We start from the raw sequence: 12,522 nt of genomic DNA on the forward strand, positions 1-12,522 counted from the left end.
GCGTGATCGTCTCGACACGCTCCGCTATAGGTTGAATGTTGAACTGAATCGCGTTAGAGTCAATCTCGTTGAACATTCAACAGGCACCTCCCTCGTAGCTCGCAGCTCGGCTTCCCCGCTCGCAGCTCGTCCCCAAGGAGCAGTCATGGGTCTCTTCGGCCGCAACAACGAAACCACCACCGCTACCGCAACCGCCCCGGTCAGCCCGGAGCTGGCCGCCCTGACCGGCGAGTACGTGATCGACCCCTCGCACACCTCGATCGGCTTCGTCGCCCGCCACGCCATGGTCACGAACGTCAAGGGCTCCTTCACCGACGTCGCGGGCACGCTGCACCTGGACGGCACGGACCCTTCCGCGTCCACCGCTTCCATCGACGTACAGATGGCCAGCATCGACACCGGCAGCGCCGACCGTGACGGGCACCTGAAGAGCGCGGACTTCTTCAAGGTCGACGAGTTCCCGGAGATGACCTTCCGCTCCACGAAGGCGGAGGCGCTGGGCGGCGACGACTACCGCGTCACCGGTGATCTGACGATCCTCGGCACCACGAAGCCGCTCGCCATCGACCTCGAGTTCAACGGCTCGGCCACGGATCCCTTCGGGAACGAGCGGGTCGGCTTCGAGGGCAAGGCGGAGATCCTTCGCTCGGAGTGGGGCCTCACGTGGAACGCAGCGCTGGAGACGGGCGGGGTTCTTGTCTCCGACCGGATCAAGCTGCGCTTTGACATTTCCGCGATTCGTTCTGGCTCCTGATTCGTTCTGGCTCCTGAGCCTTGGGCCTTCTTTTGTGCCGCCGCTTCGCGGCGGATGCTTTCCCGCCCACCCACCCGATTGCCCCGTAGTGCCAAGGGGGGGGGGTGGGTGGGTGGCTTGGGTGGGTGGCTTGGGGCGGGTGGCCCTTGCCGAATGTCGCCGTTCGGTCGGTCTCCGGTTCGGGCGCTTCGTTACTCCTATAGCGTTCCGCCGTGTCGGACTTTGTGCAGCAACTGCCCGCCCTGATAGGCGTGATCGTCGGTGCGCTCGGGTCGTATCTGGCGATCACCCGCGGTGACCGGGCCCGCTTCCAGCGGGAGCAGGCCGCCCGTTGGGAGGAGCGGCGCCTCGCCGTGTACGGCGACTACGCCCGCGTCGTGAAGCAGACGGTCACGCTCACCTACCGCGTCGCGGCCCACCTCGGCAACGACCCGCACCCCCACCCCCTGACCCCGGAGGAAGCGGCTCCGCACCTTGCGGAGGCCGCCATCGCGCGGGATCCGGCGGGCGAGGCGCTGTTGATGCTCGGTACGCCGGACGTGGTGGACAAGGCGCGGGTCTGGATCCTCACCGTCATCGAGATGGAGCGCTTCCTGCGCGAGGGCATCCGGGACCCCGGCGCCTGGTCCGCCCTCCTGGAGCGGCAGCGGACCTCGCGCGAGGGCTATTACCAGGCGGTGCGGCGCGACTTGGCGCTCCCGCCGGGGCATTCGGGGAGCTGGTCCGTCTCGTCGACGCAGGGCACTTGAGGCACGTCTTGCGTTGGAGCGCGGTCCAGCTTCTAGCGTCACGCGTATGACCACACGGCAAGAGCTACAGCACAGGATCGGCAGCGGGTTCGGCGCGCTGAGCACGGCGGACGACGTACTCGGCGGGATCGATCTCTCGGGCAGGACGGCGCTGGTCACCGGCGGCTACTCGGGTCTCGGCCTGGAGATCACCCGGGCGCTCGTCCGGGCGGGAGCGCACGTCGTCGTCCCGGCACGCAGGCCCCGTATCGCGGAGGAGGCGTTGCGCGGCACGGCCCGCGTGGAGGTGGGGGCGCTGGACCTGGCCGACCAGGAGAGCGTGCGGCTCTTCGCTGATCGGTTTCTCGCGACGCACCGCGTTCTCGACATCCTCGTCAGCAACGCGGGCGTGATGGCCTGCCCCGAGACCCGCGTCGGCCCGGACGGGACGTGGGAGTCCCACTTCGCGATCAATCATCTGGGTCACTTCGCCCTGGTCAACCGCCTCTATCCGGCGTTGAGCCGGGGGACCGACGCCCGCGTCGTGTCCGTCGCATCCTCCGGTCATTTCCTCTCCGGCATCCGCTGGGCGGACCCGCACTTCCACGAGGGTTACGACCGCTGGCTCGCCTACGCCCAGTCCAAGACGGCGAACGCGCTCTTCGCCGTGCACCTCGACTCCCTGGGCGCGGCGGGCGCCGGCCCGCGGGCCTTCGCCGTCCACCCCGGCAGCATCCTCACGCCTCTCCAACGCCACATCCCCCGCGCGGAACAGATCGCGCAGGGCTGGGTGACCGCCGACGGCACACCCGCGCAGGGCTTCAAGACCCCGGCGCAGGGCGCGGCCACGGCGGTCTGGGCGGCGACGTCACCGCTGCTCGACGCCCACGGCGGCGCGTACTGCCAGGACTGCGACATCGCGGAGCCCGCGCTGACGGATGACATGCTGATCGGCGGCGTGAAGCCCTGGGCGACGGACCCTGAAGCGGCCGCCCGCCTCTGGCAACTGTCGGCAGAACTCACGGGGTTGGGGAATCCGCTGCGGTGACCTGGCTGCCATCATGCCGGGCGGATTCAGTGTGCGTCAGGATCGCTTTCGCGAGCGGGCCCTGTACCGCCGGGGGCAGGGCGTGTCCCATGCCCGGGATCTCCACGACGTGGGTCGCACCGCCGCCGATGACCTGGGCCAGGTGGTGCGGGTGCGGGGGCGGGAAGACCGGCTCGGCCGGGGCGGCGAGGACCAGCGTGGGGACCTTCGTGTCGGCCAGTTCGTCGGTGCGGAGCATGTGGGAGTCGTCGGCTCGGGCGTGGGCCGTCGAGGCGATGTGGGTGCCTGTGTGGGCGATGATCCGGCGCTCCAGCTCACGGAAACACGCGTCGTCCACGTCGAGTTGGCCTCCGTTCAGGACCCGCCAGTGCTCCACCCTGCGGTCGAGTTCGGCCTCCAGCCCCGTGTCCTCGACCGGACGCGACCACATCTCCAGGACCTCCGGTGCGATGCCCGGGAGTTCACCTACGGGGACTTCGGTTCCGTCCAGAGTCACGTACGGTGCCTCGCTGAGCGCGCAGGTGCCGATCAGTGTGGCGCTGAGGACGCGCTCCGGGTGGTCGGCCAGCACCAACTGAGTCAGCATCCCGCCGAGCGACATGCCCACCAGGTGTGCGCGCTCCACTCCCAGACCGTCCAGGACGGCTACCGCGTCCCTCGCCAAGTCCGTTACGGGGTACGGGTTTTGGTCGAACGTCGTGGTGGATCGGCCGGTATCCCTGTGGTCGTAACGGATGACCTGATGCCGGGCGGCCAGTGCGTCGACCAGGGCGTCGGGCCAGCCGAGGCCGGAGGCCTGGGCGCCCATGACCAGGAGCAGGGCGGGAGCGTCGGGTGCACCACGCCGTTCCGTCCACAGGCGAATGCCGGGGGCTGTTTCGACGTACTGCTGCCGGGGCTCCATGGGGCGACCTTCCGTAGCGACGAGACATTCACTAGAAGACGATACGTATCGTCTCGCAAATGTCGTGCGTCGTCAACCCGCTAGAAACCGCCGCCACCGAAGTCCCCTCCCCCACCGCCGAAGTCTCCGCCGCCGCCGAAGCCACCGCCACCGAAGTCCCCGGGGTCGAAGTCCGAGCCCGAGTAGTCGCCGCCGTCGTACCCGGCGCCCGCGCCGCCGCCGAAGTCCCCGTACCCCGCCCCGTAGTCCGCCGCGTACGCCGGGCTCGCCATCATTCCGCCCAGCATCGTGCCGATCAGGAGACCCGGCAGCATGCCGCCGCCGAAGTAGCCGCCGGCCCAGGGGCCGTAGGCCGGGCCAGCGTCCCAGTACGGGCGCCGCTCCCCCGACTCCGTGGCCACCGTCCGCGACATGGGCTCCTCGCCGTCCGCGAGGCGCGTCGCGTCCGCCAGGCAGACCGGTACCGTCCGCTCGGCGCCGCCCGGCGGCGCCCACTGGGCGTCCTTCACCGACGGGCCGTGGCGCGGGTCGAAGAAGCAGGGGGCGCGCCACTCCGGCAGCGGGCGGCCCTCACGGCGCGCGGCGAGCAGGGCGAGCGAGAAGCGGCCGTCCTCCAGGGACTGGGTGACGGCCCGCACCTCCTCGGGGCGCTCCGCCGCCGCCATGAACGACTTCGCCTTCTCGTACGAGTCGAGGGCGCGTTCGTAGTCCGCGCGCATCGCGTCGTCCGCTCCCGCCTCCCCGGGGTGGAAGTCCAGACGGTCCAATTCCTCGCCGTACGCCGTGATGTCCTCGTCCACGACGACCCGCAGCTTCTCCAGCGCGACCCGCTGCTCCTCGGCCTTGCGCCGCCGGTTGCGCCGGACCACCGCGTACGTGGCACCGCCGCCCGCGACGAGCACCGCGCCGACACCGATCAGCGCGCCGACGGGAGTGCCGTCGTCGGAACCGGCGTCCCAGGACGCGGGCGCCGAGCCGCGGGTGTCCTTCACCGCCTGGTCGACGAAGTCGTTGAGCTGGGTCTTGGTGTTGGGCACGTCCCCGTAGGTGGCGACGAGGTTCGAGACGGCCGCATTGCTCAGGACCTGCCGGTCGGCCTTCGCGTCGAACGCGTCGCCGAGGCGGATCCCGTACACACCGGTCACGCCGGTCTCGGTGCGCAGCTTCTGGAAGAGGTCCTGCTTGGGGAAGTCGGCGGCCAGCACCGCGACGAACACGGGCTTGTCGGCGTCCTTGATCTTCTCCGCGATGGCATCCGCGTCGGCCCCGGACAGCTGCTCCGAGGCGGCAGGATCCACGTACACCGGGCTCTTCTCCCAGGCGTCGGCCACCGCGGGAACACTGGCAGCGGCCGCGGCCCCGGGCGCCGCCGTGAACGACACGGCACCCAGGGACAGGAGCATCCCGGACAGCGCGACAAATATTCGCTTCGTCCCATTGCTCATACTTCGAAGCTAACTCAGTCGAGCCCCCGACGGCGGTCCGTGACCGCCCTCATGTCCGGTGACTACTCCACCGGCTCGACGCCCGCGCGCAGCAGACCGAAGGTGTACGCGTCCTCCAGCGCCTGCCATGACGCGGCGATCACGTTCTCCGCCACACCCACCGTCGACCACTCACCGTCACCGTCGCTGGTGGAGATCAGTACCCGGGTCGTGGAGGACGTGCCGTGCTTGCCCTCCAGGATGCGGACCTTGTAGTCGACGAGCTCCATCTTGGCGAGCTGGGGGTAGATCCGCTCAAGGCCGACCCGCAGCGAGCGGTCGAGTGCGTTGACCGGGCCGTTGCCCTCCGCCGTGGCGACGATGCGCTCGCCCTTGGCCCACAGCTTCACGGTCGCCTCGTTCGCGTGCGTGCCGTCGGGGCGGTCCTCGACGATGGCCCGCCAGGACTCGACGCGGAAGTAGCGCCGGGCCCGGCCCTCGACCTCCTCGCGGAGCAGCAGTTCGAAGGACGCGTCGGCTGCCTCGTACGTGTATCCGCTGAGCTCGCGCTCCTTGACCCGCTCCACGACCCGGCCCACCAGCTCCCGGTCGTCGCCCAGGTCGATCCCGAGCTCCTTGCCCTTGAGCTCGATGGAGGCGCGCCCCGCCATGTCCGAGACCAGCATCCGGATGCGGTTGCCCACCAGGTCGGGGTCGATGTGCTGGTAGAGGTCCGGGTCGATCTTGATCGCGGAGGCGTGCAGGCCCGCCTTGTGTGCGAAGGCGGAGACACCCACGTACGGCTGGTGGGTGGAGGGGGTGAGGTTCACGACCTCGGCGATGGCGTGCGAGACGCGGGTCATCTCCCGCAGCGCACCCTCGGGCAGGACCTGCTTGCCGTACTTGAGCTCCAGGGCGCCGACGACGGGGAAGAGGTTGGCGTTGCCGACGCGCTCGCCGTAGCCGTTGGCGGTGCACTGCACGTGGGTGGCACCGGCGTCGACGGCGGCGAGGGTGTTGGCGACCGCGCAGCCGGTGTCGTCCTGTGCGTGGATGCCGAGCCGGGCGCCGGTGTCGGCGATGACGGTGCCGACGATGGCCTTGACCTGGGCGGGGAGCATGCCGCCGTTGGTGTCGCACAGGACGACGACGTCGGCGCCCGCCTCGGATGCCGTGCGGACGACGGCTTTCGCGTACTCGGGGTTGGCGCGGTAGCCGTCGAAGAAGTGCTCGCAGTCGACGAAGACGCGTCGGCCCTGGTCACGGAGGTAGGAGACGGTGTCGCGCACCATCTCCAGGTTCTCCTCCAGGGTGGTGCGCAGGGCGAGCTCGACGTGCCGGTCATGGGATTTGGCGACGAGCGTGATGACCGGGGCGCCGGACTCCAGCAGGGCGTTGACCTGCGGGTCCGTGGCCGCCGAGCCACCGGCGCGGCGGGTGGCGCCGAAAGCGACGAGCTGGGCGTGCCGGAAGGTGATCTCTTGCTGGGCGCGGGCGAAGAACTCGGTGTCGCGGGGGTTGGCGCCCGGCCAGCCGCCCTCGATGAAGCCCACGCCGAAGTCGTCCAGGTGCCGGGCGATGGTCAGCTTGTCCGCGACGGTCAGGTTGATTCCCTCGCGCTGCGCGCCGTCGCGCAGCGTGGTGTCAAAGACGTGGAACGCATCGTCGGGTGTGCTGGTTTCCGTCATGCTGATCTGGCTCCTGTGTCGGATCTCGGTCTACCGGAATGACCGGCTCCACCGCCTCAATGATCCCTCGCGCTCCGCGTCCGGCTGATGTTGGGCCAGGAAACGAAAAAACCCCTCGTGGGTACGAGAGGTTTGCGCGCGGGTCTGAGAGACGACGGTGTCCGCCCGTACATGGTGGTACGAGACGGTCACTGCGGACCGGCGCGCCTGCTGCCAATAATCATGGCGAACGAGAGCACGGTGGCAGCCTGCCACAGCCCGCACACGACGCGCTGCCCCGTCTCACGATGCGGGCGACGCGTGGGACGCGCCGCCCGCCTGCGTGCCGTGGCGTGCGGTGTCAGCGCGTGTGGCGCACGAAGGCGTCGTAGCCGTCATTGGTGTCGCCGCTCAGGAGCGTCGCGTCACCGGAGAGGAACGCGATCCTGCGGCCGTCCGCCGAGATGCCGCCGGGGGCGACCTGCGCCGTGGCCGTGCCGCCCGTGGTGTCCGGCGTGACGAGCGTGGTGCTGCCCTTCTCCAGGTCCCGCAGGTAGACGGGCCACTCCTTGCCGTACTCGGAGCCGGCTTCGGTGAGTTCCGACATGAAGGTCAGGCGGCGGCCGTCGGCGCTGATGGCGGGCGATCGGGTGTAGACCTCGCCGGGGCCGCCCTGGGTGCCGTGGACGCGCTGGTTCTTGCCGGACGCGATGTCGTGCACGAAGACGTTCCAGGCGACGTCGTCGTCGTTCGGCACGAGATGCGTGTCGCGGGACTCGAAGACGACCGTGCGGCCGTTGCCGCTGATGGACGGGTCGAGGGACTCCTTCTCCGTCTCCGAGCCGTCGTGCGAACGGTCGATCTCCGTCAGCTCACCGGTCCTGCGGTCGCGCAGCAGCACGTCGCTCCAGTCGTCGCCGCGTGGACCGTTGAAGTAGTTGTACGCGTAGACGACACGGTTGCCGTCGTCGCTGACGGTGGCCCCGTGCGCGGTGCGGCCGTCCCTCGCCGGGTCGGCGTCGCTGATCCGCTCGGTCGTGCCGGTCTTCCGGTCGCGCAGGAAGACGATGTCGCCGGGGCTGCCCGCCCGTTGGCCGATGTCGAAGACGGCGTACCTGGCGTTCGGCGTCAGCGAGACGGTGCCCGCGCCGGCCGCCCCGTCCGGCAGCTCGACGTCGAGCCGCTCGAACTTCTTGGTTTTGCGGTCGTAGAGCCGGACGTCGGAGTCCGAGTAGGAGTCCGCGGCCCTGGTGATCAGCGCGACGTACCGCCCGTCGCCGCTCAGCGAGGGGCTGCTGACCGCTCGCCCTTCGAGGGCGATCCGCTCGGTGGTGCCGGTGCGCAGGTCCCGTACGAAGACGTCGTTGAGGCCGTTCGTGTCGCCCGCGACCAGATCGGTGGCCTCGGAGTCGAAGGCGGCGAACCGGCCGTCCCTGCTGATCACGGCCCCCGCGGAACGGCCGTCGGCGGCCGTGCCTTCGGCCGTGACGCTGACGCCCTCGGTGCGGGGCGCGTCGGCGTCGGGCGCGGCGGAGGCGGAGCCGGCGGGCAGCGTGGCGGCCGTGACCGCGGCGACGAGTGCGGTGGCGGCCAGGGCGGCGCGGCGCTTGGTGCTGTGCATGGTCAAATCCCCCGTGGTTGCTCGGTGTTCGGCGCGCGAGCCGCGTTGGTGCGCGCATGTCCGTGATGCGATGCGGCCCACGGGGATACAACCGCACCGCCAAGACACACACAATCCGCAGGAATGCGTACAACCTAGACGGGCGTCACCGGGTCCGGGGAGCCGGGGACGAGCGCTCCGTCGAGGAACTCCCTCACGTGCGCCAGGATCTGGTCACGCCCCGTCCCGCGCAGGCCGATCGCCACGTGGATGGAGAAGCCGTCCAGGAGCGCCCGCAGCCGGGTCGCGAACCGGTCGGGGTCCAGCGGCCCGAACTCGCCCCGTGACACGCCCTCGGCGAGCAGCGCCACCAGATCGCGGTGCCAGGCGCTCTCGATGGCGACCTGGCGGTCGCGCTCGTCCTCGTCGGCGTTCAGGGAGCGGTTCCACACCTCGAGCCAGAGCGTCCAGTGGGGGTCACCGGGCGCGTCGGGTACGTACAGGTCGACGTACGCGTCGAGCCGCTCGCGGGCCGTGCCCTGCCGGGCGAGCAGCCGGCCGCGCTCGGCGCCGAGTGCGGACTCGCTCCACTCCAGGGTGCGCAGGAGCAGCTCGTCCTTGGTGCGGAAGTAGTAGAGGAGATGGCCGCTGCTCATGCCGACCTCACGGCCGAGCGCGGCCATGGTCAGTTTCTCCAGGCCGCGCTCGGCGATCATCTCCATGGCAGCGGCAAGCACGTCCTCGCGCGGTGGGGCGTTCTTCCGCGCGCGGGCCTGGCCTGCCATTGCGTTCTCCTCGATCACACCTTCGGCTGCTGCTGGGTGATGCAGTGGATGCCACCACCCCCGGCAAAGATCGTACGGGCGTCGACGAGCGTCACCGTACGGTCGGGGAAGAGACCGCGGAAGATGCCGGCCGCGAGCTCGTCGTGGGGGTCGCCGAAGGCGCACAGGACGACGCCGCCGTTGCAGAGGTAGTGGTTGATGTAGGAGTAGTCGACCCAGCCCTCGTCGTCCTTCAGGACGGTCGGGGCGGGCACCTCGACGATCCGCAGGGTGCGGCCGCGCGCGTCCGTCTGTCCGGTCAGGGCGGCGACGACCTCCTTGCTGACCTCGAAGTCCGGGTGGGCGGGGTCGCGCTGGGAGTGCACGAGGACGACACCCGGCGCGGCGAAGGCGGCGACGATGTCGACGTGGCCGAGCGTGCCGAAGCCGTGCCCGGGATAGTCGGCGGTGAGGCCGCGCGGCAGCCAGATCGCCTTCGTGGTGCCGAGGCGGGCGTGGATCTCCGCCTCGACCTGCTCCTTGGTCCACCCGGGGTTGCGCTCGGGGCCCAGTTGCACCGTCTCGGTGAGCAGGACGGTGCCCTCGCCGTCGACGTGGATGCCGCCGCCCTCGTTCACCAGCGTCGAGGGGTACGTCCGGGCCCCGGCTAGGTCGGCGACGTACGCGCCGATCTTCGCGTCGTGGTCCCAGCGGGCCCACTCCTGGGCGCCCCAGCCGTTGAACGTCCAGTCGACAGCGGCAAGGCGGCCCTTTCCGTCGGTGAGGAAGGTCGGCCCGATGTCCCGCATCCAGGCGTCGTCGAGCTCCCGCTCCACCACCTCGATGTCCGGGCCGAGGAGCTCGCTCGCGTACGCGGACTGCGCGGGTCCGCAGACCACGGTGACCGGCTCGAAGCGGCGTACGGCCCGGGCGACGTTCGCCCAGGCGAGGCGGGACTCGTCCAGGCCCGAGGGGTCGTCGAAGGTCGGGTTGGGGCACGGCCACGCCATCCAGGTGCGCTCGTGCGGGGACCACTCGGCGGGCATGCGGAAGCCGTCGGCGGCTGCGCTCATGACGTACACCCTTAAAGGAAGTAGAGGCGGTTGAGGGAGACGGAGTCGGCAGGCTCGGAGCGCACCGGGTCGCCGTCGAGCGTGACGAGGCCGGAGCGCTGGTCGACGTCGATGGAGCCGGTGCGGGAGTTGAGCCGCAGGTCGGCGGGGCCGATGCCCCGGGTGCCCCGCACGGCGACGCGGCGCCGCCGGGTCGGCATCTTGTCGTTGCCCTGGTCGACGGCGGCCTGCGCGACGAAGGCCACGGAGATGTCGGCGGGCGTCGCGCCGTACGAGCCGAACTGCGGCCCGAGGACGAGGGGTTCGCAGGTGTCGGTCGCGGCGTTCGGATCGCCCACGACGCCATAGGCGGGGAATCCGGACTTCAGGATCAACTGCGGCTTGGCGCCGAAGTACTCGGGCCGCCACAGCACGATGTCGGCCATCTTGCCGACCTCGATGGAGCCGACCTCGTGGGCGAGGCCGTGGGCGATGGCGGGGTTGATGGTCAGCTTGGCCATGTAGCGCAGGACACGAGCGTTGTCGTCGTGCGCGCCGTCGCCGTCCATGGGGCCGAAGTCGGCCTTCATCTTCCCGGCCATCGCGAAGGTCCTGCGTACGGTCTCGCCCGCGCGCCCCATGCCCTGCGCGTCGGACGAGGTGATGCCGATGGCGCCCAGGTCGTGCAGCACGTCCTCCGCGCCCATGGTCCCGGCGCGGATGCGGTCGCGGGCCATCGCCGCGTCGCCCGGCAGATCGGTCTTCAGGTCGTGGACGGAGACGATCATGCCGTAGTGCTCGGCGACGGCGTCGCGACCGAAGGGCAGCGTGGGGTTGGTGGAGGAACCGATCACGTTCGGCACGCCCGCCATCTTCAGGACGTTCGGGACGTGACCGCCGCCGCAGCCCTCGATGTGGAACGCGTGGATGGTGCGGCCTTCGAGGACCTTCAGGGTGTCCTCGACGGACAGACACTCGTTCAACCCGTCGCTGTGCAGGGCGACTTGGACGTCGTGCTCCTCGGCCACCCGAAGAGCCGTGTCCAACGCCCGCGTGTGCGCGCCCATGTCCTCGTGCACCTTGAAGCCCGATGCGCCGCCCTCGGCGAGCGCCTCGATCAGCGGGGCGTCGTGCGAGGACGAACCCCGGCCGAGGAAGCCGATGTTGACCGGCCAGGCGTCGAAGGCGTTGAACGCGTGCTTGAGCGCCCAGGGCGAGTTGACGCCGACGCCCCACACGGGCCCGAATTCCTGCCCGATGATCGTGGTGACGCCGGAGGCGAGGGAGGCCTCCATGATGCGCGGCGAGAGCAGATGGACGTGGGTGTCCACGGCTCCGGCGGTGGCGATGAGCCCCTCGCCCGAGACGATGGACGTGCCGGTGCCGACGACGACGTCGACGCCGTCGAGGGTGTCGGGGTTGCCGGCCCGCCCGATGGCGTGGATGCGGCCTTCCCTGATCCCGATGGACACCTTGCGGATGCCCTGCACGGCGTCGATCACCAGGACGTTACTGATCACGACGTCACAGGTCTCGCGGACGGCGGCGGCCTTCAGATGCAGTCCGTCACGGGCGGTCTTGCCGAACCCGGCGAGGAACTCGTCGCCGTACCGCTGGGAGTCGGACTCGACGCGGACCGTGAGGCCCGAATCGCCGAGCCGGACGTGGTCGCCGGCTCGGGGGCCGTGCGTGGCGGCGTACTCGTACGGGGTGAGGCGGCGCGGTTCCGCGGGGTGGCCTCCGGGGCGGCTCATCGCTCGACCTCCTGCTCAGTGGTTTCCGGTATGCCGAGGTAGCCGCAGGCGGCGGCGCGGCGCAGGGCCTCTTCGCGGGCGCCCGGCGCGTCCAGCGGGCCGTCGACCAGGCCCGCGAAGCCGATCGCGATCCGTTCGCCGCCGATCGGAAGGAGCCCGACCTCGGCGCTCTCGCCGGGCCCGAAGCGGACCGAGGACCCGGCGGGCACGGCCAGACGCATGCCGTACGCGGCCGCCCGGTCGAAGTCGAGCCGGGGGTTGGCCTCGAAGAAGTGGAAGTGCGAGGTGACGGAGACGGGCACGGTGGCGGTGTTGCGCACCGTGAGCTTCAGGGCCGGCGCGGCCTCCTCGTGCTCGGGTCCGGGGAGCAGCGCCCCCGGAGCCTGGCTCCCCAGCCCCTCCCCGATCGGCTCCGCGACGACCGCGAGCCGGGATCCGTCGTCGAAGACGGCTTCCACATGCACCTCGGTCACCACGTCCGCGACGCCCGGCAGGACGTCGTCGGGTCCCAGGACCGAGCGCGCACGCTCGATCGCCTCGGCGAGCCTGGCGCCGTCGCGGGCCGCCTCGCACACCGTGTCCGCGATCAGCGCGGTCGCTTCGGGCACGTTCAGTCTCAGGCCGCGCGCCTTGCGGGCCCTGGCCAGCTCGGCCGCCCCGAAGAGCAGCAGCCGGTCGCGTTCCGTGGGGGTAAGCCGCACGCCACCACACCTCCATCGTTTGAACACCACTCTAACCATGAGATTCATCCGACGGAAACATTGACGTACGACCTTGACTCAGGTCACATTGAGCGGCACTCAAACAGTCGGACGGCGGCCTGTGTG

General features: G+C 70.5%; 11 protein-coding genes. 3 read left to right on the forward strand and 8 right to left on the reverse strand.

The window, feature by feature from the left end; translation table 11 throughout:
• Positions 1-145 precede the first annotated feature (145 nt).
• From ACIBCK_RS32920 to ACIBCK_RS32930, 3 genes are all read left to right on the forward strand, one after another.
• Entirely contained in the window at positions 146-754 is a 609-nt protein-coding gene (locus ACIBCK_RS32920) for a YceI family protein (RefSeq protein WP_399396177.1), read from the forward strand.
• 212 nt (positions 755-966) lie between these two features.
• On the forward strand, positions 967-1,503 hold the full coding sequence (locus ACIBCK_RS32925; protein WP_399396179.1) for a hypothetical protein: 537 nt from the start codon (positions 967-969) through the stop codon (positions 1,501-1,503).
• Positions 1,504-1,549: 46 nt separating this feature from the next.
• Positions 1,550-2,530 carry an SDR family NAD(P)-dependent oxidoreductase gene (locus tag ACIBCK_RS32930; RefSeq protein ID WP_399396181.1) on the forward strand — a complete coding sequence of 327 codons (981 nt, stop codon included), beginning with the start codon at positions 1,550-1,552 and terminating at the stop codon, positions 2,528-2,530.
• Here the strand turns inward: ACIBCK_RS32930 and ACIBCK_RS32935 are convergent.
• The 8 genes from ACIBCK_RS32935 to ureA all read right to left on the reverse strand — a co-directional run bounded on the left by ACIBCK_RS32935 (position 2,502) and on the right by ureA (position 12,396).
• Positions 2,502-3,434, reverse strand: a complete 933-nt coding sequence (locus ACIBCK_RS32935) for an alpha/beta fold hydrolase (protein WP_399396182.1) — start codon at positions 3,432-3,434, stop codon at positions 2,502-2,504. The genes ACIBCK_RS32930 and ACIBCK_RS32935 overlap by 29 nt on opposite strands.
• A gap of 80 nt (positions 3,435-3,514) precedes the next feature.
• On the reverse strand, positions 3,515-4,879 hold the full coding sequence (locus tag ACIBCK_RS32940; RefSeq protein WP_399396184.1) for a hypothetical protein: 1,365 nt from the start codon (positions 4,877-4,879) through the stop codon (positions 3,515-3,517).
• A gap of 62 nt (positions 4,880-4,941) precedes the next feature.
• Complete coding sequence (cimA, locus tag ACIBCK_RS32945) at positions 4,942-6,546, reverse strand: citramalate synthase (protein WP_399396186.1); 1,605 nt, start codon at positions 6,544-6,546, stop codon at positions 4,942-4,944.
• 340 nt (positions 6,547-6,886) lie between these two features.
• Positions 6,887-8,146 (reverse strand): TolB family protein, encoded by a 1,260-nt coding sequence (locus ACIBCK_RS32950; RefSeq protein ID WP_399396188.1) that lies wholly within the window; start codon positions 8,144-8,146, stop codon positions 6,887-6,889.
• Positions 8,147-8,280: 134 nt separating this feature from the next.
• The gene (locus ACIBCK_RS32955; protein WP_399396190.1) at positions 8,281-8,910 is read right to left on the reverse strand and encodes a TetR/AcrR family transcriptional regulator; all 630 of its coding nucleotides are present in this window, start codon (positions 8,908-8,910) and stop codon (positions 8,281-8,283) included.
• A 14-nt stretch (positions 8,911-8,924) separates the two neighbouring features.
• Positions 8,925-9,962 (reverse strand): agmatine deiminase family protein, encoded by a 1,038-nt coding sequence (locus ACIBCK_RS32960; protein ID WP_367045159.1) that lies wholly within the window; start codon positions 9,960-9,962, stop codon positions 8,925-8,927.
• An 11-nt stretch (positions 9,963-9,973) separates the two neighbouring features.
• Positions 9,974-11,695 (reverse strand): urease subunit alpha, encoded by a 1,722-nt coding sequence (locus ACIBCK_RS32965; protein WP_399396192.1) that lies wholly within the window; start codon positions 11,693-11,695, stop codon positions 9,974-9,976.
• Complete coding sequence (ureA, locus tag ACIBCK_RS32970) at positions 11,692-12,396, reverse strand: urease subunit gamma (RefSeq protein ID WP_399396193.1); 705 nt, start codon at positions 12,394-12,396, stop codon at positions 11,692-11,694. The genes ACIBCK_RS32965 and ureA overlap by 4 nt, the downstream gene beginning before the upstream one ends.
• Positions 12,397-12,522: the final 126 nt, after the last annotated feature.

Origin of the sequence: Streptomyces sp. NPDC051218 (assembly GCF_044455475.1) — a bacterium.
Lineage (GTDB): Bacteria > Actinomycetota > Actinomycetes > Streptomycetales > Streptomycetaceae > Streptomyces.

Coding starts and splice junctions, on each gene's coding strand:
- ACIBCK_RS32950 (WP_399396188.1), bottom strand. CDS start 8,146: ATGCACAGCACCAAGCGCCGCGCCGCCCTGGCCGCCACCGCACTCGTC.
- cimA (WP_399396186.1), bottom strand. CDS start 6,546: ATGACGGAAACCAGCACACCCGACGATGCGTTCCACGTCTTTGACACC.
- ACIBCK_RS32920 (WP_399396177.1), top strand. CDS start 146: ATGGGTCTCTTCGGCCGCAACAACGAAACCACCACCGCTACCGCAACC.
- ACIBCK_RS32965 (WP_399396192.1), bottom strand. CDS start 11,695: ATGAGCCGCCCCGGAGGCCACCCCGCGGAACCGCGCCGCCTCACCCCG.
- ACIBCK_RS32955 (WP_399396190.1), bottom strand. CDS start 8,910: ATGGCAGGCCAGGCCCGCGCGCGGAAGAACGCCCCACCGCGCGAGGAC.
- ACIBCK_RS32930 (WP_399396181.1), top strand. CDS start 1,550: ATGACCACACGGCAAGAGCTACAGCACAGGATCGGCAGCGGGTTCGGC.
- ACIBCK_RS32960 (WP_367045159.1), bottom strand. CDS start 9,962: ATGAGCGCAGCCGCCGACGGCTTCCGCATGCCCGCCGAGTGGTCCCCG.
- ACIBCK_RS32940 (WP_399396184.1), bottom strand. CDS start 4,879: ATGAGCAATGGGACGAAGCGAATATTTGTCGCGCTGTCCGGGATGCTC.
- ACIBCK_RS32935 (WP_399396182.1), bottom strand. CDS start 3,434: ATGGAGCCCCGGCAGCAGTACGTCGAAACAGCCCCCGGCATTCGCCTG.